Source organism: Variovorax sp. GW821-FHT09D07 (assembly GCF_059416345.1).
In genome coordinates, this window is the sequence record NZ_JBWKOY010000002.1 from 800,520 (window position 1) to 820,457 (window position 19,938).

Annotated in this window: 21 protein-coding genes; 18 read left to right on the forward strand and 3 right to left on the reverse strand. The window is 69.1% G+C overall.

Annotated elements, in window-relative coordinates:
• Positions 1 to 20: 20 nt before the first annotated feature.
• On the forward strand, positions 21 to 1,784 hold the full coding sequence (locus AC07OX_RS09990) for a cytochrome c biogenesis protein DipZ (RefSeq protein ID WP_495260469.1): 1,764 nt from the start codon (positions 21 to 23) through the stop codon (positions 1,782 to 1,784).
• Positions 1,785 to 1,796: 12 nt separating this feature from the next.
• Here AC07OX_RS09990 and AC07OX_RS09995 read toward each other — a convergent pair whose 3' ends face one another.
• Genes AC07OX_RS09995 through AC07OX_RS10005 form a run of 3 tightly spaced genes read right to left on the reverse strand, consistent with a single transcriptional unit; the run spans position 1,797 to position 2,477 of the window.
• Positions 1,797 to 2,048 carry a hypothetical protein gene (locus tag AC07OX_RS09995; protein ID WP_062479609.1) on the reverse strand — a complete coding sequence of 84 codons (252 nt, stop codon included), beginning with the start codon at positions 2,046 to 2,048 and terminating at the stop codon, positions 1,797 to 1,799.
• A 12-nt stretch (positions 2,049 to 2,060) separates the two neighbouring features.
• A complete protein-coding gene (locus tag AC07OX_RS10000) occupies positions 2,061 to 2,306 on the reverse strand; it encodes a hypothetical protein (protein ID WP_062479607.1) in 246 nt (81 codons plus the stop codon).
• 9 nt (positions 2,307 to 2,315) lie between these two features.
• Complete coding sequence (locus AC07OX_RS10005; RefSeq protein ID WP_169805078.1) at positions 2,316 to 2,477, reverse strand: hypothetical protein; 162 nt, start codon at positions 2,475 to 2,477, stop codon at positions 2,316 to 2,318.
• 204 nt (positions 2,478 to 2,681) lie between these two features.
• On the opposite strand from AC07OX_RS10005, the gene AC07OX_RS10010 reads away from it, so the two are divergent.
• The 17 genes from AC07OX_RS10010 (at position 2,682) to AC07OX_RS10090 (ending at position 19,858) form a co-directional block, all read left to right on the forward strand.
• Positions 2,682 to 3,632 carry a LysR family transcriptional regulator gene (locus AC07OX_RS10010; RefSeq protein WP_062479604.1) on the forward strand — a complete coding sequence of 317 codons (951 nt, stop codon included), beginning with the start codon at positions 2,682 to 2,684 and terminating at the stop codon, positions 3,630 to 3,632.
• 157 nt (positions 3,633 to 3,789) lie between these two features.
• Positions 3,790 to 4,299, forward strand: a complete 510-nt coding sequence (locus AC07OX_RS10015) for a cupin domain-containing protein (RefSeq protein WP_495260468.1) — start codon at positions 3,790 to 3,792, stop codon at positions 4,297 to 4,299.
• 22 nt (positions 4,300 to 4,321) lie between these two features.
• Positions 4,322 to 5,329, forward strand: a complete 1,008-nt coding sequence (locus tag AC07OX_RS10020) for a hydroxyquinol 1,2-dioxygenase (protein WP_070059783.1) — start codon at positions 4,322 to 4,324, stop codon at positions 5,327 to 5,329.
• Positions 5,330 to 5,424: 95 nt separating this feature from the next.
• Complete coding sequence (locus tag AC07OX_RS10025) at positions 5,425 to 6,888, forward strand: aldehyde dehydrogenase family protein (RefSeq protein ID WP_495260886.1); 1,464 nt, start codon at positions 5,425 to 5,427, stop codon at positions 6,886 to 6,888.
• Positions 6,889 to 6,927: 39 nt separating this feature from the next.
• Positions 6,928 to 7,902 carry a tripartite tricarboxylate transporter substrate binding protein gene (locus AC07OX_RS10030; RefSeq protein WP_495260467.1) on the forward strand — a complete coding sequence of 325 codons (975 nt, stop codon included), beginning with the start codon at positions 6,928 to 6,930 and terminating at the stop codon, positions 7,900 to 7,902.
• A gap of 22 nt (positions 7,903 to 7,924) precedes the next feature.
• The gene (locus AC07OX_RS10035) at positions 7,925 to 8,992 is read left to right on the forward strand and encodes a maleylacetate reductase (RefSeq protein WP_495260466.1); all 1,068 of its coding nucleotides are present in this window, start codon (positions 7,925 to 7,927) and stop codon (positions 8,990 to 8,992) included.
• A gap of 49 nt (positions 8,993 to 9,041) precedes the next feature.
• Positions 9,042 to 10,295 (forward strand): ABC transporter substrate-binding protein, encoded by a 1,254-nt coding sequence (locus AC07OX_RS10040; RefSeq protein WP_095744495.1) that lies wholly within the window; start codon positions 9,042 to 9,044, stop codon positions 10,293 to 10,295.
• A 12-nt stretch (positions 10,296 to 10,307) separates the two neighbouring features.
• The gene (locus tag AC07OX_RS10045; RefSeq protein ID WP_495260465.1) at positions 10,308 to 11,027 is read left to right on the forward strand and encodes an ABC transporter ATP-binding protein; all 720 of its coding nucleotides are present in this window, start codon (positions 10,308 to 10,310) and stop codon (positions 11,025 to 11,027) included.
• Entirely contained in the window at positions 11,024 to 11,740 is a 717-nt protein-coding gene (locus AC07OX_RS10050) for an ABC transporter ATP-binding protein (RefSeq protein WP_495260464.1), read from the forward strand. Before AC07OX_RS10045 ends, AC07OX_RS10050 begins: the two co-directional genes overlap by 4 nt.
• Positions 11,733 to 12,593, forward strand: a complete 861-nt coding sequence (locus AC07OX_RS10055; RefSeq protein WP_495260463.1) for a branched-chain amino acid ABC transporter permease — start codon at positions 11,733 to 11,735, stop codon at positions 12,591 to 12,593. The genes AC07OX_RS10050 and AC07OX_RS10055 overlap by 8 nt, the downstream gene beginning before the upstream one ends.
• Before the next feature lie 11 nt (positions 12,594 to 12,604).
• Entirely contained in the window at positions 12,605 to 14,200 is a 1,596-nt protein-coding gene (locus tag AC07OX_RS10060) for a sulfatase-like hydrolase/transferase (protein ID WP_495260462.1), read from the forward strand.
• A gap of 37 nt (positions 14,201 to 14,237) precedes the next feature.
• A complete protein-coding gene (locus tag AC07OX_RS10065) occupies positions 14,238 to 15,212 on the forward strand; it encodes a Bug family tripartite tricarboxylate transporter substrate binding protein (RefSeq protein WP_159275145.1) in 975 nt (324 codons plus the stop codon).
• A 5-nt stretch (positions 15,213 to 15,217) separates the two neighbouring features.
• A complete protein-coding gene (locus tag AC07OX_RS10070; RefSeq protein WP_139703653.1) occupies positions 15,218 to 16,255 on the forward strand; it encodes a branched-chain amino acid ABC transporter permease in 1,038 nt (345 codons plus the stop codon).
• Positions 16,239 to 17,102 (forward strand): intradiol ring-cleavage dioxygenase, encoded by an 864-nt coding sequence (locus AC07OX_RS10075; RefSeq protein ID WP_495260461.1) that lies wholly within the window; start codon positions 16,239 to 16,241, stop codon positions 17,100 to 17,102. Before AC07OX_RS10070 ends, AC07OX_RS10075 begins: the two co-directional genes overlap by 17 nt.
• Positions 17,103 to 17,175: 73 nt before the next feature.
• The gene (locus AC07OX_RS10080) at positions 17,176 to 17,406 is read left to right on the forward strand and encodes a hypothetical protein (protein ID WP_354347860.1); all 231 of its coding nucleotides are present in this window, start codon (positions 17,176 to 17,178) and stop codon (positions 17,404 to 17,406) included.
• A 98-nt stretch (positions 17,407 to 17,504) separates the two neighbouring features.
• Positions 17,505 to 18,359, forward strand: a complete 855-nt coding sequence (locus tag AC07OX_RS10085) for a response regulator transcription factor (protein ID WP_095744502.1) — start codon at positions 17,505 to 17,507, stop codon at positions 18,357 to 18,359.
• 908 nt (positions 18,360 to 19,267) lie between these two features.
• On the forward strand, positions 19,268 to 19,858 hold the full coding sequence (locus AC07OX_RS10090; protein ID WP_159275150.1) for a DUF11 domain-containing protein: 591 nt from the start codon (positions 19,268 to 19,270) through the stop codon (positions 19,856 to 19,858).
• Positions 19,859 to 19,938: the final 80 nt, after the last annotated feature.

Below are 19,938 nucleotides of genomic sequence, written 5' to 3' on the forward strand. Positions count from 1 at the left end.
CCCCCATCTTTCACATCCCCATGCTCATCCTCTTCATCGCCTACCTGGGCGGGGTGCTCACGATCCTGAGCCCCTGCATCCTGCCGGTGCTGCCCTTCGTGTTCGCGCGCGCCGACCGGCCCTTCCGCTCGCACGGCCTGCCGATGCTCGTGGGCATGGCGCTGGCCTTCGCCGTGGTCGCCACGCTGGCCGCGGTGGGCGGCGGCTGGATCGTGACGCTCAACGAATACGGGCGCTACGCGGCCATGGCCTTGCTCGCGCTGTTCGGTGCGACGCTGCTGTTCCCGCGCGTGGCCGAGCGCCTGAGCCGGCCGCTGGTGGCGCTGGGCCTGCGTTTGTCCGACGGACGGCAGGCTTCGGTGTTTTCTCCGCTGTGGCTGGGCGTGGGCACGGGCCTGCTCTGGGCGCCGTGCGCGGGGCCGATCCTCGGGCTGATCCTGACGGGCGCGGCGCTCAACGGCGCCAGCGTCGGCACCTCGCTGCTGCTGCTCGCCTATGCGGCTGGCGCGTGCACCTCGCTCGCGGTGGCGCTGCTGTCGGGTGGCCGGCTGCTGTCGGCGTTGAAGCGCACGCTGCCGACCGGCGACGGGATGCGGCGCCTCGCCGGTGCCGCGGTGCTGGCGGGCGTGGGCGCCATCGCGCTGGGGCTGGACACCGGCTGGCTCGCGCGCCTGTCGCTGGGCACCACGTCGGCGCTCGAACAGGCGCTGGTGGACACGCTGCGCCAAGACGCGCCGCAGGCGCAGCGCGCAGACACCGGCTTCGTGCGCGTCGCGGACACCCGCCCGGCCCCGGTGCCCGCGCGCGAGCTCCGCGTCGAAGGCCGGCTGCCGTCGCTGGCCGGTGCGACCGATTGGATCAACTCGGCGCCGCTCACGCCCGAGGCCTTGCGCGGCAAGGTGGTGCTGGTCGACTTCTGGACCTACTCGTGCATCAACTGCCTGCGCACGCTGCCCTATGTGCGCGCCTGGGCCGACAAGTACAGGGATGCGGGCCTGGTCGTCCTCGGCGTGCACGCGCCGGAGTTCGCGTTCGAGAAGAACCCGGCCAACGTGCGCAAGGCCGTGAAAGACCTGGGCATCGGGTTCCCGGTGGCGCTGGACAACGACTTTGCGATCTGGCGCGGCTTCGACAACCAGGCCTGGCCCGCGTTCTATTTCGTCGACGCGCAGGGGCGCATCCGCCATCACCAGTTCGGCGAGAACCGCTACGACAAGGCCGAGCAGGTGATCCAGCAACTGCTGGCCGAAGCCGGGCAGGCCCGGGTCGCCGACGGGCTGGTCGCGCCGCAGGGGCAGGGCACCCAGGCCGCACCCGGCGCCGAGCCGGCGCAGTCCGGCGAAACCTACCTGGGCCATGCGCGCGCGCACGGCTTTGCGTCGCCCGGCGGCATCGCGCGCGACCGTGCGAAGGCCTACGAGCCCGTGATTTCATCGCTGCGCACCAACCAGTGGTCGCTGGGCGGCGACTGGACGGTGGAGGGCGAGCGGGCCGTACTGAACCAGGCCAATGGCCGCATCGCCTACCGCTTCAAGGCGCGCGACCTGCACCTCGTGCTCGGCCCGATGGCCGACGGCAAGCCGGTGCGTTTCACGGTGCGGATCGACGGCCAGCCGCCGCTGGCGGACCACGGCGCCGACACCGATGCCCAGGGCCACGGCGTGGTCGATGCGCAGAAGCTGTACCAGCTGGTGCGGCAGTCGACGGGCGGCGGCAAGGAGCGGCTGTTCGAGATCGAGTTTCTCGACCCCGGCGCGCAGGCCTACGCGTTCACCTTCGGGTGAGCGGCGCCCCGGTCAGGGCGTCAGGCCCGCGGCGTTGACGGCCCGGCAGGTGTCGACCTCCTGGCGCGTGGGCAGCACGAAGCAGCGGGCGTCGGCCTCGCGGGCGACGGCTTCGCGCAGCTGGCGTTCCTGCGCGGTTTCCACCTGCAGCTCGACCAGCCACTTCATGAGCAGCGCCATCACGATCAGCAGCACCACGGAGGCCGCGAGCAGGGTCGTGCGCCAGCTCTGGACGCGGAAGACGGAGGCGTTGGAAGTACTCATCGCGTGCGGCCCTCAGCTCGACAGCTGCGGAAAGATCCAGATGCTCATGCCGAGCACCACGCCCGCGCCCAGCGACATGGCCGCCGCGGTCGCGAACAGGCAGGCCACGAGCAGGCTCGGCACGACCACCGACATGCTCAGGAAGGCGATGGCGACGAGCACATAGGCCAGCACGGGCAGCAGGGCGATGTAGGCCGGCCGCGCGGTGCCGGTCGGCAGTTCGTCGGGCGTCATGTCACGCAGGAACGGGTTCAGCATGGCGGGCGATCAGCAGTTGCCCTTCTTGGCCTGGCCCGGCGGGCAGAAGTTGCCGCCCTTGTGCGCCGGCCCGGGCTCCGCACGCGGCGGCGGCGCGTGGTGGTGCACGCAGGCGCTCATGAGAACGGATGCCGCCAGCGCGAGCATCACGGTGATCGTGGATTTGGTCATGGGAACTCCCTGCTTCGATTTCTTGTGCACCCGGGGTGCTTCGGGGCAGGACAATAGTTGCCGTATTAACAATCTCACAGGGAAATGCTCACATTTGTGGGCGAATTGAGAAGGGTGCGGTCAATCTCCGTGCGGGATTGCGCAGTACTTCACACCCGTGCGGCCGACCGGCCGCCGCCGCGCAAGCGCTACATTGCATGCCCCATGGACCGCCTCGAGAACATAGAGACCTTCGTGCGGGTCGCACAGACCCAGAGCTTTGCCGAGGCCGCGCGCCAGCTGCGGGTGTCGAAATCGGTGGTGACCAGCCGCGTGAAGCAGCTCGAGGACCACGTCGGCGCGCCGCTGTTCCACCGCAGCACGCGCGTGGTCCGGCTCAGCGACGTGGGGCAGGCCTTCCTGCGCGACTGCGTCGAGCTGGTCGGGCGGGCCAACGACATCATGGACCAGATGCGCGACGCCAAGGACGGGCCCACCGGCACGCTGCGCGTGCATGCGCTCACGGGGTTCGTGCTGGGGCATTTCGCGACGCTGCTGCGCGCCTTCCAGGTGAGCTTTCCGGACATCCACCTGGAGCTCATCGTGAGCGACGCGGTGGTCGACCCGGTGAAGGCGGGCGTCGATTGCGCGCTGCAGATCTTTCCGGCGGCGTCGACCGAGCTGGTGTCGCGCCCGCTGTTCCCGGTGCGCCGCGTGTTCTGCGCCACGCCCGAGTACCTGCGCGCACACGGCCGGCCCGCGAGCCCGCGCGAGCTGCACAAGCACACGCTCGGCCTGTACTCGGGCTACCCCACGCGCGACCGCTGGACCTTTCATCACGCCGGTGAACAGGTCACGCTGTACATGAGCGCGGCGCTGCTCACCAACAGCGTCCACCTGCTGCGCGAGTACGCCATGGAGCACGCTGGCATCGTCTGCCTGCCGACGCTGGTGGCCGGCGAGGCGATCCTGCGCGGCGACCTGGAGGTGGTGCTGCCGGCGCACCAGCTGTCGTCGTTCTCGCTCAGCGCGGTGTACGCGGGCACCTCGCGCAATGCCTTCAAGCTGCGCCTGTTCATCGAGCACCTGACCCAGGCGTTCTCGAAGGTGCCGCCGTGGGACGCCGCCATGATCGAACGCGGCCTGCTGCCGCCGGGCCTGATCTGGGACGCCTGACGCGAGCGCCGTCCGTTCCGGGGTAAACCCTGTGCATTGAACGGATTTGCCGAACAATGCGGCCCGCGTTTCGGGCCTACCGCTCGCGCCCCCCGTTTCCTACAGTGCACACATCGCAGCCACCACGCTGCATCGTCCGGCACCTCAGGAGACACCCATGACCGTCGCATACCAGACCCGCTTCGGGTCCCTCAAGCACTTCGAGAAAGGCCACGTCGAGCCCATCGACGACGACGTGCGCCACTACGCGTTCTCCAACTGCTTCGAGATCGCCAGCATCAGCGCACCGTACGAGAAGGTCGTGTTCGGCCAGAACCAGATCTACGTGCTGGAAACGCTGCGCGCCGAAGGCACCTCGCCCTGGTTCACCTGCGCCCATGACGAGTTCGCGCTGGTGATGGACGGCGACGTCGAAGTGCACCTCGTGCAGCTCGATGCGGCCCAGACCGTGGCCGACACCGAGAAGAACGGCGCTGTGCGCGTGAAGGGCGAGCCGCAGGGCAAGAAGATGGGCTGGATGAAGCTCTCGCGAGGCCATCAGGGCCTGCTGCCGAAGAACACCGCCTATCAGTTCAGGGTCGCCGGCGACCCGGGCGTGATCGTTCTGCAGACCTGCAAGGGCGATCTGTCGATCGAGAAATGGGCCGACATCTGCCAGACGCACTGAACCCGCATCCAGGAGCCACACCATGAACGCACCCGCAGAACTCGCCAAGGTCATCGCATCGCAGCCCGATGCCACGCTCGGCTACAAGGATTTTTCGCTCGGCAGCTTCGGCTTCCGCCGGGACGAGTACTTCGCCCACATCACCTGGAAGACCCGCGACGGGCGTCCCATGAGCCACACCATGGACGCCGGCAACTACCTGCGTGCGCTGATGCGCGACGTGGCCTGGGGCTTCTTCTACGGCTGGGTCAATTTCGACAACGTGTTCGGCACCATCAACCACTACGACTCGGTCGACCTGTACGCCGGCAGCTTCAACGGCACCATGAAGGACGCGGGCATCGACCTGCTCGAGAACTTCCCCACGGCGCAGATCCGCGCCACCTTCGAGGCCATGCTCGACGACTGGACCAACGAGGCCTTCGACCCCTTCGCCGCGCCGCAGGAAACCGGCTCGCCCTACGGCCGCAAGAGCGGCAACAACACGGCCAAGATCACCCGGGCGCGCGAGTTGGCCAAGCGCTGCGTGGGCCTGAAGGGCGACCTCGACCTGCGCAGCGACGCGCGCGGCGCGCCCGTCAACCGCGCCTTCGCCGACGTGCCGCAGGGCCAGCCCGAGCTGCACCCCGAGCCCGGCTTCGAGAACGAGGTGCATGCCTTCAACCTCTTCGGCTTTTTGAGCCGTTCGCAGGTCACGTGGAACCCGAGCTTCACCTCGGTGGTGAAGCACAGCTACATGTGCCCGACGACCGAGGAGCACATCCTGCCGATCATCCACGGCAACGACCGCGTCGAGTGGTTCTTCCAGATGACCGACGAGATCCACTGGGACTGCGGCGACAAGAACACCGGCAAGCCCATGGCCCGCGTGATCATGAAGGCCGGCGACATGGCCGCCATGCCCGCCTACTGCCGCCACCAGGGCTTCAGCCCCAAGCGCTCGATGCTGCTGGTGTGGGAGAACGGCTCGCCCAGCCTGGTCTACGAGATCCAGAAGGGCGAGTCGCCCGAGATCCCGGTCGAGTTCTGACCGGCCGGCCCGCCGCCGCCTCCTTCTTCCCGCCATTCATCCATCCAGCCCTCCCCGCGCGGGGAGGGCGAGGAGAACCCATGCCTGCTCTTTCCATCCGCCACCAGCTTTTCATCGACGGCCGTTTCGTCGACGCCGAATCCGGCGAGACGCTCGCCACGCTGAACCCGCACGACAACACGCCCATCGCCCAGGTCGCGCTGGCCGGCAAGGCCGACGTCGACAAGGCCGTGGCCGCCGCCAAGCGCGCGTTCCCGAAATGGAGCCGCATGGCCGCCGCCGACCGCGGTCGCATCCTGCTGAAACTCGCGGACCTCATCGAAGCCAACGCCGAGGAACTCGCCCGCCTGGAATCGCTGGACACCGGCCACCCGATCCGCGACTCGCGCCGCCTCGACGTGCCGCGCACCGCCGCGTGCTTCCGCTACTTCGGCGGCATGGCCGACAAGTTCCAGGGCGAGACCATTCCGGTGGAGGAGGGTTTTCTCAACTACACGCTGCGCGAGCCGGTCGGCATCGTCGGCCAGGTGGTGCCGTGGAACTTCCCGCTGATGTTCACGAGCTGGAAGATGGCGCCCGCGCTCGCGGCCGGCAACTGCATCGTGATGAAGCCGGCCGAGATCACGCCGCTGAGTTCGCTGCGCATCGCCGAGCTGATGGCCGAGGCGGGCCTGCCGCCCGGCGTGGTCAACATGCTGCCGGGCCTGGGCAGCGTGGCGGGCCAGTACATCGCCGAGCATCCCGAGATCGCCAAGATCGCCTTCACCGGCAGCACCGCCACCGGCCGGCGCATCGTGCAGGCCAGCGCGGGCAACCTGAAGAAGGTGCAGCTCGAGCTGGGCGGCAAGGGCCCCAACATCGTGTTCGAGGACGCCAACCTGCAGGCCGCCGTGAACGGCAGCGCCTGGGCCATCTTCCACAACCAGGGGCAGGCCTGCATCGCGGGCTCGCGGCTGATGCTGCACGAGAAGATCGCCGACGCCTTCCTCGAGCAGTTCATTCCGCTCGCGCAGTCGATCCGCCTGGGCAACCCGCTCGACGAGGCCACCGAGATGGGCCCGCTCACCAGCGCCCAGCACCGCGACCGCGTGCTGAGCTATGTCGAGGTCGCGCAGGCGCAGGGCGGCGAGGTGCTGGCGGGCGGCGGCGCGCCCGGCGGCGACCTGGCGCAGGGCTGCTATGTGCAGCCGACCGTGGTGCGCGCCCGCTCGTACCAGGACCGCGTGGCGCAGGAAGAAGTGTTCGGCCCCTTCGTCACCGTGCTCACCTTCAAGAGCGACGAAGAGGCGATGCAGATTGCCAACGGCACCGACTACGGCCTGGGCAGCGGCCTGTGGACCCGCGACCTGCAGCGCGCCCACAAGGTGGCGCGCGACCTGCACGCCGGCATGGTCTGGATCAACAGCTACAAGCGCGTGAACCCCGGCTCGCCCTTCGGCGGCGTGGGCCAGAGCGGCTACGGCCGCGAGATGGGCTTCGACGCGATGCGCGAGTACACGCAGGTGAAAAGCGTGTGGGTCAACGTCGACGCGCAGATTCCGCCGCACTTCGTGCGCTGACGTTTTCCTTTTTTCTTCCCAACCCGACGGACGCACACGATGTCTTTCTCGATCCTTTTTCGGGCCCTGGTCGCCTGCACGTTGATGTGCGGCATGGCCGCGCAGGCCCAGGCGCCGGCCTGGCCGACCAAGCCGGTGCGGCTGGTCGTCGGCTTTCCGCCGGGCGGCATCGTCGACACCGTCGCGCGCCAGTTGCAGCCGCGCCTGCAGGCCGCGCTCGGCCAGACCGTGATCGTGGACAACCGCAGCGGCGCCGGCGGCACGCTGGCGGGGGCCGAGGTGGCCCGCGCGGCGCCCGACGGCCACACGCTGCTGATGGTGTTCGACAGCTACGCGACCTACCCGCTGGTCTACCCGAAGCTGAGCTTCGACATCGCGAAAGACCTGCAGCCCGTGACACAGGTGGCGAGCAACCCGCTGGTGCTGGTAGTCAACCCGAAGGTCGAGGCGAAGGACTTCGTGCGCTTCGTCGGCCTGCTCAAGGCGCAGCCTGGGCGCCTCAACTACGCCAGCGTCGGGCCGGGCTCGAGCAACCACCTCACGGCCGAGTACTTCAAGGCCGTGAGCGGCACCTTCGTCACGCACATCCCTTATCGCGGCGGCGGTCCGGCCCAGCAGGACCTGCTGGGCGGGCAGGTCGAGATGATGTTCCTCTCGGCCGTGCTGGCCCAGCCGCATGTCAACGCGGGCCGGCTGCGCGCCCTGGCCCAGACCGGCGCGCAGCGCGTGGCCGCCTATGCCGACGTGCCGACCGTGGCCGAGAGCGGCTACCCCGGCTTCGAGGTGAACTCCTGGGTCGGCCTGCTGGCCCCGGCCGGCACGCCGCGCGCCGTGGTCGACCGGCTGCAGGCCGAGGTGCGCAAGGTCGTGACCGAGCCCGCGTTCCAGCAGCGGCTGCGCGAACAGGGCCTGACCGGCATCGCCAACACGCCCGAGCAGTTCGCCGCCGTGCTGCGCACCGAGCAGGACAAGTGGGCCCGGCTGGTGCGCGAGCGCCGCCTGAGCCTCGAATGACCGGAAAGAAAAGGAGCGCGCCATGCACGACTTCATCCACACCACCCATCCGCAGCGCGTGGTGTTCGGCGCCGGTTCGCTGCGCCACCTGGCGCGCGAGATCGATGCGCTGGGCGCGAAGAAAGCGCTGGTGCTGTGCACGCCCGAGCAGCGCCCGCAGGCCGAGCGCGTGGCGGCCTCGCTGGGCGCGCAGGCGGCCGGCCTGTTCGACCGCGCCGTGATGCACGTGCCCGTCGAGACGGCGCGCGAGGCCCGCGACCTGGCGCGCCAGCTCGGTGCCGACTGTGCCGTGGCGCTGGGCGGCGGCTCCACCACGGGGCTGGGCAAGGCCATCGCGCTGGAATCCGGGTTGCCGATCGTCGCCATTCCCACCACCTACGCGGGCAGCGAGATGACGCCGATCTACGGCCTCACCGAGAACGGGCTGAAGAAGACCGGCAAGGACCCGCGCGTGCTGCCGCGCACTGTGATCTACGACCCCGAGCTGTCGCGCACGCTGCCCGTGGGCCTGAGCGTGACCAGCGGCATCAACGCCATCGCGCACGCGGCCGAAGGCCTGTACGCGCAGGACAGCAACCCGGTGATGGACCTGATGGCCGAGGAGGGCATCGCCGCGCTCGCCCGCGCGCTGCCGGCCATCCGCCTGCAGCCCGACGACCTGGCCGCCCGTTCCGACGCGCTGTACGGCGCCTGGCTCTGCGGCGGCGTGCTCGGCGCGGTGGGCATGGCCCTGCACCACAAGCTGTGCCACACGCTGGGCGGCAGCTTCAACCTGCCGCACGCCGAGGTGCACACGGTCGTGCTGCCGCATGCGCTCGCGTTCAACGCACAGGCCGCGCCGCGTGCCATGGCGCGCATCGCACGCGCGCTCGGCGGCGTGTCGGCACCGGCGGCGGTCTTTGCGCTGGCGCGCGACAACGGCGCGCCGGTGGCACTGAAGGACATCGGCATGCGCGCCGCCGACCTCGACCGCGCGGCCGACATCGCAGTCGCCAACCCGTACTGGAACCCGCGGCCCTTCGGCCCGGCCGAGCGCGACGCGATCCGCGCGCTGCTGCAACGCGCCTTCGACGGCGAGCCGCCGGGCTAGGCCACGGCGCGGGCATCGAAGACACACACGAACAACGAAGGAGACAGCCATGACATTCAACCGCAGACAGTTCACGCAGGCCGCCGCCGCGCTCGCCGCCACGGGCGCCGCGCCGCTGGTGTTCGCCGCCGACACGCTCAAGATCGGCTACGTGTCGCCGCAGACCGGGCCGCTCGCGCCCTTCGGCGAGGCCGACAAGTGGGTGATCGAGCAGATGAAGGCCGCCTTCAAGGACGGCATCAGCGTGGGCGGCAAGAAGTACGCCGTGCAGATCGTGCTCAAGGACAGCCAGTCGAACCCCAACCGCGCGGGCGAGGTGGCGAACGACCTGATCCTGAAGGACAAGGTCGCGCTGGTGCTCACGGCCGGCACGCCCGAGACCGCCAACCCGGTGAGCGACGCCTGCGAACTCAACGAGGTGCCCTGCATCTCCAGCGTGGTGCCGTGGCAGCCCTGGTTCTTCGGCCGCAAGGGCGATCCGGCCAAGGGCTTCAACTGGACCTACCACCTGTTCTGGGGCCTCGAAGATGTCATCGCCACCTTCACCAACGGATGGAAGACCGTGGCCACCAACAAGAAGGTCGGTGGCCTGTTTCCCAACGACGGCGACGGCAACGCCTGGGGCGACAAGGAACTGGGCTTTCCCAAGCCGCTCGCGCAGATGGGCTTCACGCTCACCGACCCCGGCCGCTTCCAGAACGGCACGCAGGACTTCAGCGCGCAGATCGCGGCCTTCAAGCGCGACAACGTCGAGATCGTCACCGGCGTGGTCATCCCGCCCGACGCCAAGACCTTCCTCACGCAGGCGCGCCAGCAGGGCTTCAAGCCCAAGGTGATCACGCTCGGCAAGGCGCTGCTGTTCCCGGGCGCCATCGAGGCGCTGGGCGAGCTGGGCGAGGGCCTCTCGACCGAGGTGTGGTGGAGCCCGTCGCACCCGTTCAGCTCCAGCCTCACGCAGCAAAGCGCCAAGGCGCTGGCCGAGGCCTACGAAGCTGGCACGAAGAAGCAGTGGACGCAGCCCATCGGCTTCGCGCATGCGCTGTTCGAGGTGGCGGCGAACGCGCTGTCGCGATCGAAGTCGCTCAAGGCCGGCGACGTGCGCGACGCCGTGGCCGCGACCTCGATCAACTCCGTGGTCGGTCCCGTGAAGTGGAGCGGGCAGGGCCCGTTCAAGAACGTCAGCAAGACGCCGCTGGTGCTCGGCCAGTGGGGCAAGGGCAAGCAGCGCAAGGTGGAGCTGACGCTGGTGAACAACGAGGCCGCGAAAGCGATTCCCACCGGCGGCGCGCTGCGCCTGCTCTGAGTGACGGCTGCCATGACGCTGCTGGCCTTGCACGGCGTGAGCAAGTCCTACGGGGCGCTCAAGGTCACCGACGGCATCACGCTGGCGGTGGCCGAGGGCGAGACGCTGGGCATCCTCGGGCCCAACGGCGCGGGCAAGACCACGCTGTTCAACCTGATCTCGGGCGACGCGCGCGTCGACGCCGGCCGCGTGGAGTACGCGGGCCGCGACGTGACGCGGCTGCGCCCGCACCAGCGCTGCCGCGCCGGCATCGGCCGCAGCTACCAGGTGCCGCAGCCCTTCGGCCACATGAGCGTGTTCGAGAACCTCGTCACTGCCGCCTGCTTCGGCGGCCAGCAGGCCGAGCGCGAGGCCTGGGAGACGGCGCACGAGGTGCTGGCCCAGACCGGCCTGGCGCCGCACGCCAACAAGCCGGCCGGCGGGCTCACGCTGCTCGACCGCAAGCGGCTGGAGCTGGCGCGCGCGCTGGCGACCAAGCCGCGCCTGCTGCTGCTCGACGAGATCGCGGGCGGGCTCACCGAACCCGAGGCGGCGGTGCTGGTGGCGGAACTGAAACGCATCAAGGCGCGCGGCGTGACCATGATCTGGATCGAGCACGTCGTGCATGCGCTGCTGTCGATGGCCGACCGGCTGTTCGTCATCAACTTCGGGCAGCAGCTGGCGGAAGGCGCGCCGCGCGCGGTGATGAACGACCCCGAGGTGCGGCGCGTGTACATGGGGATCGAGGCATGAACGCGCTGCTCGACACCCACGGCCTGCAGGCCTTCTACGGCGACGCGCAGGCGCTGTTCGGCATCGACTTCACGCTGTCGGCGGGCGAGCTGGTGGCGGTCATCGGCGCCAACGGCGCGGGCAAGTCGACCTTTCTGAAAAGCCTCACGGGGCTGGTGCGCGCGCCGTCCGAAGCAATCAGCTTCAAGGGCGAACCCATCGGCGGCCTGCCGCCCGGCGAGATCGTGCGGCGCGGCCTGGCGATGGTGCCGGAAGGCCGGCGCCTGTTCCCGAGCCTGAGTGTGGAAGAGAACCTGCTGATGGGCGCCACGCCGCGCCGCGCGGGGCCGTGGAACCTGCAGCGCCTGTACGGCCTGTTCCCCATCCTGGCCGAGAAGCGGCGCCAGCCCGCCACCTCGCTGTCGGGCGGGCAGCAGCAGATGGTGGCGCTGGGCCGCGCGCTCATGAGCAACCCCGAGCTGCTGCTGTGCGACGAGCTCTCGCTCGGCCTGGCGCCTGTCGTCATCCGCGAGATCTATGCGGCCATGCCGGCCATCACGGGGGAGGGCATGACGGTCGTGATCGTGGAGCAGGACGTGCGCATGGCGCGGCAGGTGTCGCAGCGCGTGTACTGCTTCCAGGACGGGCGCGTGTCGCTCACGGGGCGCTCGGACGAACTCACGCCCGAGCAGATCTCGCAGGCCTATTTCGGCATCGAGGAATCCCATGCTTGAAACCCTGCTCCAGGGCGTGCTGCTCGGCGGCCTCTACACGCTGTTCGCGCTCGGCCAGTCGCTGATGTTCGGCGTCATGCGGCTGACCAACACGGCGCAGGGCGACTTCATCATCCTGGGCGCCTTCGCGGTGATCGCCGGCGTCTCGATGACCGGCGCATCTGTGCCGTGGGGGGTGGTGCTCGCGGTGCTGCCGCTGGCCTTCGGCTTCGGCTACCTGCTGCAGCGCCACGTGCTCAACGGCACGCTGGGCAAGGACCCGCTGCCTTCGCTGGTCGTGACCTTCGGCCTGTCGATCGTGATCCAGAACCTGCTGCTGGAGCTGTTCTCGGCCGACCCGCGCGCCATCGAGGTCGGCGCGCTGGCCACCGCGTCGGTGTCGCTGGGCGACACGCTGGCGCTGGGGGCGCTGCCGCTGGTGATCCTGGCGGTCGCGGTGGCGGCCACGGGCGCGATGCAGTGGATGTTCACGCGCACGCCGCTGGGCCGCACCTTCCGCGCGGTGTCCGACGACCGCGAGATCGCCGAGCTGATGGGGCTGAAGGCCAAGCAGGTGTATGCGCTGGCCACGGGCATCGCCTTCGTGCTGATCGCCATCGCCGGCGCGCTGCAGGGCATGCGCACCACGGTGTCGCCGTCGGACGGCCCGCTGCTGCTGCTGTTTGCCTTTGAGGCCGTGATCATCGGCGGCATGGGCTCGTTCTGGGGCACGCTGGCCGGCGCCATGATCCTGGGCATCGCGCAGCAGATCGGCTTTCGCATCGATCCGGGCTGGGGCATCTGGTTCGGCCATCTCGTGTTCCTCGCGGTGCTGGTGCTGCGGCCGCAGGGACTGTTCCCCAAGACACGCTGACGACCCCTGACATGACCGACAAGACCTCCCCCGCGCCGCTCAGGCACGTGCTGTTCATCATGTGCGACCAGCTGCGCGCCGACCACCTCTCGTGCTACGGCCACCCGCGCCTGCAGACCCCGCACATCGATGCGCTGGCCGCGCGCGGCGTGCGCTTCAGCCATGCCTATGCGCAGGGCGCGGTCTGCGGCGCCTCGCGCATGTCGACCTACACCGGGCGCTATGTCAGCAGCCACGGGACGATGTGGAACTTCGTGCCGCTGTCGGTGGGGCAGAAGACGCTGGGCGATCACCTGCGCCCGCACGGCGTGCGCTGCGCGCTGGTCGGCAAGACGCACGTCGAGGCCGACACCGAGGGCGCGCGGCGCCTGGGCATCGACCCGACGCAGGGCGCGGGCCGGCTCGCGATGGAAGGCGGCTTCGAGCCCTATGCGCGCGACGACGGCATCTGGCCGCCGGGCTTCAAGGTCACGGGCAATGCGTACTGCGACTGGCTGCGCGCGCAGGGCTACGACTCCGACAACCCCTGGCACGACTTCGCCAATTCGGGGCGCGGCCCCGACGGCGAGATCCTGAGCGGCTGGCAGATGCGCTGGGCCGACCGGCCCGCGCACATTGCCGGCGCGCACAGCGAGACGCCCTACACGACCGAGCGCGCGATCGACTTCATGCGCGAGGCCGGCGACGCGCCCTGGGTGCTGCACCTGTCGTACATCAAGCCGCACTGGCCCTACGTGGCGCCCGCGCCGTACCACGCGATGTACGGGCCCGACGACATGTTGCCCGTGGTGCGCAGCGAGGCCGAGCGCGTCGACGCCCACCCGGTCGTCGAAGGCTTCCGGCGCGAGACCGTGAGCCGCAACTTCAGCCGCGACGAGGTGCGCAATACCGTGGTGCCGACCTACATGGGGCTCGTGAAGCAGGTCGACGACGAGCTCGGCCGGCTCTTCGCCTTCATGGCCGAACAGGGGCTGGACCGCGACACGCTGGTGGTCTTCACCAGCGACCACGGCGACTACCTGGGCGACCACTGGCTGGGCGAGAAAGAGCTGTTCCACGACCCGATCGTGAAGGTGCCGCTGATCGTGGTCGATCCGCGCGCCGAGGCCGACGCGCGCCGCGGCACGGTGAGCGATGCGCTGGTCGAGTGCATCGACCTCGTGCCGACCATGCTCGATGCGCTGGGCCTGCCGCAGCCGTCCGAATGGCTCGAAGGGCGGTCGCTGCGCCCGCTGCTGCACGGCCACGCCGGCGCCGCCGGCAAGGACCTGGTGGTGTGCGAGAACAGCTTCGCCTTCCGCGACGAGGTGCGCCTGCCGCTGGCCCAACCCGTCGAGCGCTGCCACATGACGATGCTGCGCACGCGCCGCTGGAAGTTCGTGCACTTCGAAGACCTGCCGCCGCAGCTGTTCGACATGCAGGCCGACCCGGACGAGCTGGTCGACCTGGGCCGCGACCCGGCCTTGGCCGCGGTGCGCGAGCAGATGCTGGGCCTGCTGTTCGACTGGCTGCGCCAGCGGCGGCGCTTTCCCACGGTGGCGCCCGAGGACATCGCGCGCTGGAACGAACGCGAGCTGGCGGCCGGCATCCTCATCGGCGCCTGGTAGGCGAGCGCGCACCCCATTTCAAAAAAGGAGACATCCCATGAACGCTTTCCGCCGACCTCTCGCGGCCTGCATTGCGGCAGTCGCCGTGCTCGCCACCATCGCGCCGGGCCACGCCGCCGACGCCTGGCCCAGCAAGCCCGTGCGGCTGGTGGTGGCCTTCCCGGCCGGTGCGCCGGGGGACATCGTGTCGCGGCTGATGCAGCCGGCCCTGCAGAAGGCGCTGGGCCAGCCGGTGGTGGTCGACAACAAGCCGGGGGCGGGCGGCAACATCGGCATGCAGGAGGTGGCGCGCGCCACCGACGGCCACACGGTGCTGGTCGGGCCCGACACCATGCTGACCATCAACTCGCACCTGTACCGCAAGCTCGCCATCCGCCCGATGGAAGACCTGGTGCCCGTGACCCAGCTGGCCGCGTTCAGCCAGGAGCTGGTGTGCTTTCCCGGCGCCGGCATCAAGACCCTGCCCGAGCTGCTGGCCGCGGCCCGGGCCAAGCCCATGAGCTACGCCTCGGGCGGCCCCGGCGTGCCCGGCCACATGGCCATGGAGATGCTGTTGGCCGACGCCGGTGTGCAGATGCAGCACGTGCCCTACCGCGGCCCGAGCCCGGCCATGCAGGACGTGATGGGCGGCATGGTGCCCTGCGGCTTCCTGGCCTCGCCGACGGTCGGCCCGATCATCCGCGACGGCAAGCTGGTGGCCATCGCCGTGTCGGGCAGCAAGCGCCTGGGCAGCCAGCCCACGGTGCCGACCGTGGCGCAGGCGGGCATCCAGGGCTACGACGCCAGCTTCGCCGAGATGATGGCCATGCCGCGCGCCACGCCGCCGGCCGTGGTGGCGCGCCTGCAGGCCGAGGTGGCGAAGGCGCTGGCCGCGCCCGAGCTGCGTGAGCGGCTGGCCACCATGGACCTCGAGGTGGTGGCCAACACGCCCGAAGAAGCCGCGCGCCGCCTGCGCGCCGAGCACCAGCGCTGGGGCCAGGTGGCCGCGCGCGTGCAACTGCAGCTGGACTGAGCGCCATGGCCTCCGTCGTCGTCACCATCGACACCGGCAGCAGCCGCCGCGCGGGTTGGACCGCCGCCGCGCTGGTGGCGGTAGCCGCCACGCTGCCCTTCTGGGGCGAGCCCAGCTGGATGCGCGAGTTCGTCGAGATCGCCTGCTACTTCATCTTCGCGATGATGTGGAACCTGCTGGCCGGCTACGGCGGCATGGTCAGCATCGGGCAGCAGGCCTTCTTCGGCTTCGGCGGCTACGTGATGCTGATGCTGGGCAACTTCGCGGGCGTGAATCCGTTCGTGGCGATTCCGCTCGGGGCGCTGGCCGCCGCGCTGATCGCGGTGCCGGTGTCCTTCGTGGCGTTCCGGCTGTCGGGCGGCTACTTCGCCATCGGCACCTGGGTGATCGCCGAGGTGTTCCGGCTCAGCTTCGCCAACGTGTCGGCGGTGGGCGGCGGCTCGGGCACCACGCTCACGGCGCTGCGCGGCATCGAGCGTGCCACGCGCGAGAGCGTCACCTACTGGATGGCGCTGGGCTGCGTGGTGGCGGCGGTGTCGCTGGTCTACCTGTTCTTGCGCAGCCGCTTCGGGCTGGCGCTGCTGGCGATCCGCGACAACGAGATGGCCGCCGAATCGCAGGGCATCCCGGTGGCGCGCATGAAGCTCGCGGTGTACGTGGTGGCGGCCTTCGGCGCCGGGCTGGCGGGCGCGCTGTACTTCGTGGGCAACCTGCGCATCAGCCCCGACGCGGCCTTCGCGCCGAACTGGACCGCCTTCGCGATCTTCATGGTCGTGATCGGCGGCATCGGCCGCATCGAGGGGCCGCTGGTGGGCGCGCTGGTGTTCTGGGCGCTGAACAAGTTCCTGAGCGACTACGGCACCTGGTACCTGCTCGGCCTCGGGCTGCTGGCCATCGTGGCCACGATCTTCTTCAAGCAGGGGCTGTGGGGCTGGGCGCAGCAGCGCTGGGCCTGGTCCCTGTTCCCGACGCAGCGGCGCCTGGCGGCGGCGCACGCGCCTTCTTCCCCCCTGGAGCCCGACGCCCATGCGCAACATCGATGAACACACCATCACCGCCGCCGTGCTCGAGCGCATGGCCGGCTGCGAGGACGCGCGGCTGAAGGAGGTGCTGTCGGCGCTGGTGCGCCACCTGCACGACTTCGCGCGCGAAGTGAGGCTCACCGAGGCCGAGTGGGCCGCGGGCATCGACTTCCTCACCGCCACGGGCCAGAAGTGCGATGCGCAGCGCCAGGAGTTCATCCTGCTGTCGGACACCCTGGGCCTGTCGATGCTCACCGTGGCGATGAACCACGCCAAGAGCCCGCAGGCCACCGAGGCCACCGTGTTCGGCCCCTTCCACGTGGCCGGCGCGCCGCAGCTGCCGCTGGGCAGCGACATCGCCGCCGGCGCGGTGGGCGAGCCGCTGTTCGTGCAGGCCACCGTGCGCGGGCGCGACGGCGAGCCCGTGGCCGACGCGGTGGTCGACGTGTGGGAGGCCGATGCCGAAGGCTTCTACGACGTGCAGCGGCCCGGTGGCCCCATGCAGGGGCGGGCGGTGCTGCGCACGGACGCGCAAGGCCGGCTGTGGTTTCGCGGCGTGGCGCCGGTGGCCTATCCGATTCCCACCGACGGACCGGTGGGCGCGATGCTGCGCGCGACCCGGCGTCATCCGTGGCGGCCCGCGCATGTGCACTTCATGGTGCAGGCGCCGGGCTACGAGACGCTGATCACGCACGTCTTCCGCGAGGGCGATCCGTACCTCGACAGCGACGCGGTGTTCGGCGTGCGCAGCTCGCTCATCGGCGACTTCGCCGCGCATGCCCCGGGCCGCGCGCCCGACGGCAGCGTGCAGGCCGGGCCGTTCCACACGCTGGACTTCGCGTTCGTGCTCGAGCCGACTGGGGCGTGAGGAGGAGGCCGCGAACCGTTTCGGCGTTTCGCCGCCTCTCTTGCAGGTGTCCATTCCCAAGGAGCCCTGCACCATGTGTTCTGTTTCCATCACCTGGCATCTGCTTCGCGGCGCGGGCGCCCTGGCGCTCATCGCGCTGGCGGTGCTGCTGTCGTCCGCCCATCCCTGGATCGCGCCGCCCGCCGTCATCGGCGCTTTGCTGCTGCTGCGCGGCTGCCCGATGTGCTGGCTCGTCGGGCTGCTCGAAAGGCTGTCCGCGCGCAAGGCGGCCCCTGCGTCCGAGGCCACTTCCCAGAGGGGTTGATGAGCGATCGGCCTTCGCGGAATGGAAGGCTGATCCGGGATTCCATCCGCCCGTGTCGAGGGGGTGACGCCCCATTAGTGTGAGTTTGTTTGCACACGATGACAAAAGAACAGGGCTACCTGTTTCCGTTGGTCAATATCGGCACTTTTCCCTATCGACTGTACATAAACGTTAATACATTCCACTCCATTGTGAGAGGCATGCGGGGAGCGATGAAAAGGGAAGCGATGGTGGACAGGGTGGAACAGAAAAACGGTCGGGTGGTGGTGCTGACGGATTCCGGCGAAGAGATCGACTGGCTGCGAGGCCGGTTGAAGGACGCCGGCTTCAGCCCCTTGTGCGTGGTCAACGAGGAAGACCTGCTGGAGGCCGCCTCGATGCCCGGCGTCGGGCTCTTCCTGCTGATGGGCGAGGCGATGGAGGGCGCGCTGCCGGAAATCCTGTTCGGCATCGGCGCCAGCCGTGCGGCCACGGCGCCGGTGGTCGTGCTGACCCGGTCGCGCGGCGTGCTGGAAACGCCCCGCGTGTCGGTGTTCGACGTCGATGATTTCCTGGTGAGCCCCTGGAACGCGGAAGAGGTCGTGGCGCGCGTGTCGACCCTGTGTGGCAGGAAATCGCTGCGCCGGAACGCGAAGCCGCACGGCCTGTACGGTTTCCAGCTCGTGCGCAGCCGCCTCGCGGTCGAGTACGCAAGCCGCGAAGCCATCATGACGCCGAGCGAATTCGAGATCGCCCGGGTGCTGGTGCGCCACCTCGACACGCCCGTGTCGCGGCAGCAACTGCCCCAGGGGCCCCGATGCAACGGCGAGCTGGGCGCCAGCCGGTCGCTCGATGCGCTGGTGTCGCGCGTGCGCAAGAAGCTGGCATCGATCGTGGCGGGCGAATTCCGCGTGCGCTCGCTCTACGGCGTGGGCTACACGCTGGAGCGCGCGCACAACCGGCACGGCAAGTGAGTTTTCGCGGGCAGCGCCCGCGGCATCCGAAGGGGTGACGCAAGGTCACCTTGAAAAAAGACGTTCGCCCATTCGCCTCCGAATTGAGGCCGGGCGTCGGCAGACCAACGAATGAATTCCGGCGAGGTGAGCCGGCCGGGATTGGCTTGAATTGAATTCAGGTCAATGGCGAAGCCGTGCCTGTTTGAATGGAATTGGATTTTGAAAAATCCATCAATCCGTATTTCACGCTGCCCGTGATTGAAACCATTGGGGGACAGGTCGCGCATGCCGTCCCTGAAATTCACGGCGCCTGATTACACAGTCTGTGAATTTGTAAATTTGGTTTCGAAGTGGCCCCAGGGGGCCAGTCCGAGGCCGCTCGAAGGGCCTCGTTTCTCCCTTGAAACACTGGGTGATCGTGAGGCGGCGGGTTGATGTGGAGGTGAAATTATTCAAACGCATCAACAACTTGGAGGCGATCCGCTTGTGAAATTGATCACACTCCAATTGCAGGTTTATTCACAATCTAAGCAGACGTACAGATTACATATGTATTCACAGTTGTTAACTTTGGAGGGCCTCCCGTGACATTTTCACGGAACCCTCGGCCATTGCAAGTGGCGGATCGCGGACGTTCGATTGTTTTTGTAAACATTCAGAAAATAATATGAACGTGGTAAATGGCTCATGGAAGCGGCTCGAAAAGGGCGTGCTTGCGTGAGGCCGAGAGTGGGTATCGGAGGCGGTCGCCGCCGATGCCGGTGTGTCAGTGGTGTGCTGCAAGTGGCTGGGAAATGGCTTCGACGCCAATTCGCGAGGCCACAGGTCAAGTCGGTTTGATCTTCGTGTTGCCTCGGTCTGGCTTTGAAGTTGTTTTTTAGGAGTTGTCTATGTCTATCGGAAGTTCGTCTCAAGTGAATTCATTCATGTCGCCGGTGGTCCGGCTGACCGTTCGCCTCGGCCTGGGGCTCGGCGTGGCCATGACCCTGGGGCTGGGCGGCCTGGCCGCCGCGCAGGGCACGAAGGCCGCGCCCGCGCCCACCGAGGCCGCGCAGAAGAAGACCGTCGCGGTCGTGCTGACGCAGGCCAAGGTGGTCAAGGACGCGCAAGGCAAGGAGCAGCTGCTGGCGGCCGATTCGGTCAAGCCGGGCGACGTGCTCGAGTACACGGCCACCTACACCAACCACACGGGCAAGGCCGTCACCGGCCTGGTGGCCAACCTGCCGATCCCCGAAGGCCTGGAATACCTGCCCAAGACCGCCAAGCCCGGCGCGACGCTGGTCAAGGCCGCGACCAAGGACGGCGCCTTTGCCGCCGAGCCGCTGGCGCGCGTCGTCAACGGCAAGTCGGAGCCGGTTCCCTACAACGAGTACCGCTCGCTGCGTTGGACGCTGGGCCAGCTGCCCGCCAACGGCTCGGCCGCGGTGACCGCGCGCGCCAAGGTTGAAGTGGTGGTGCCGCCCGCGCCGGTGGCCGCTGCCGCCGACGCGCAGAAGGTTGCGCGCAGCACGCCCTGAGCTTCCCGCGCTGACGACGACCGCCGGCGGCACTGAGCCGCGCTGACGGCCGGTTCTCTCTTTTCTTCAAAACCCCGCTG

Excerpts from the sequence above, each read along its gene's own strand:
- AC07OX_RS10020 (WP_070059783.1), top strand. The coding sequence starts at position 4,322 with ATGAACGCACCCGCAGAACTCGCCAAGGTCATCGCATCGCAGCCCGAT.
- AC07OX_RS10035 (WP_495260466.1), top strand. The coding sequence starts at position 7,925 with ATGCACGACTTCATCCACACCACCCATCCGCAGCGCGTGGTGTTCGGC.
- AC07OX_RS10070 (WP_139703653.1), top strand. The coding sequence starts at position 15,218 with ATGGCCTCCGTCGTCGTCACCATCGACACCGGCAGCAGCCGCCGCGCG.
- AC07OX_RS10060 (WP_495260462.1), top strand. The coding sequence starts at position 12,605 with ATGACCGACAAGACCTCCCCCGCGCCGCTCAGGCACGTGCTGTTCATC.
- AC07OX_RS10090 (WP_159275150.1), top strand. The coding sequence starts at position 19,268 with ATGTCGCCGGTGGTCCGGCTGACCGTTCGCCTCGGCCTGGGGCTCGGC.
- AC07OX_RS10005 (WP_169805078.1), bottom strand. The coding sequence starts at position 2,477 with ATGACCAAATCCACGATCACCGTGATGCTCGCGCTGGCGGCATCCGTT.
- AC07OX_RS10080 (WP_354347860.1), top strand. The coding sequence starts at position 17,176 with ATGTGTTCTGTTTCCATCACCTGGCATCTGCTTCGCGGCGCGGGCGCC.
- AC07OX_RS10010 (WP_062479604.1), top strand. The coding sequence starts at position 2,682 with ATGGACCGCCTCGAGAACATAGAGACCTTCGTGCGGGTCGCACAGACC.
- AC07OX_RS10030 (WP_495260467.1), top strand. The coding sequence starts at position 6,928 with ATGTCTTTCTCGATCCTTTTTCGGGCCCTGGTCGCCTGCACGTTGATG.
- AC07OX_RS10000 (WP_062479607.1), bottom strand. The coding sequence starts at position 2,306 with ATGCTGAACCCGTTCCTGCGTGACATGACGCCCGACGAACTGCCGACC.
- AC07OX_RS10015 (WP_495260468.1), top strand. The coding sequence starts at position 3,790 with ATGACCGTCGCATACCAGACCCGCTTCGGGTCCCTCAAGCACTTCGAG.
- AC07OX_RS10045 (WP_495260465.1), top strand. The coding sequence starts at position 10,308 with ATGACGCTGCTGGCCTTGCACGGCGTGAGCAAGTCCTACGGGGCGCTC.
- AC07OX_RS10040 (WP_095744495.1), top strand. The coding sequence starts at position 9,042 with ATGACATTCAACCGCAGACAGTTCACGCAGGCCGCCGCCGCGCTCGCC.
- AC07OX_RS10085 (WP_095744502.1), top strand. The coding sequence starts at position 17,505 with ATGACAAAAGAACAGGGCTACCTGTTTCCGTTGGTCAATATCGGCACT.
- AC07OX_RS09995 (WP_062479609.1), bottom strand. The coding sequence starts at position 2,048 with ATGAGTACTTCCAACGCCTCCGTCTTCCGCGTCCAGAGCTGGCGCACG.
- AC07OX_RS09990 (WP_495260469.1), top strand. The coding sequence starts at position 21 with ATGCTCATCCTCTTCATCGCCTACCTGGGCGGGGTGCTCACGATCCTG.
- AC07OX_RS10065 (WP_159275145.1), top strand. The coding sequence starts at position 14,238 with ATGAACGCTTTCCGCCGACCTCTCGCGGCCTGCATTGCGGCAGTCGCC.
- AC07OX_RS10075 (WP_495260461.1), top strand. The coding sequence starts at position 16,239 with ATGCGCAACATCGATGAACACACCATCACCGCCGCCGTGCTCGAGCGC.
- AC07OX_RS10055 (WP_495260463.1), top strand. The coding sequence starts at position 11,733 with ATGCTTGAAACCCTGCTCCAGGGCGTGCTGCTCGGCGGCCTCTACACG.
- AC07OX_RS10050 (WP_495260464.1), top strand. The coding sequence starts at position 11,024 with ATGAACGCGCTGCTCGACACCCACGGCCTGCAGGCCTTCTACGGCGAC.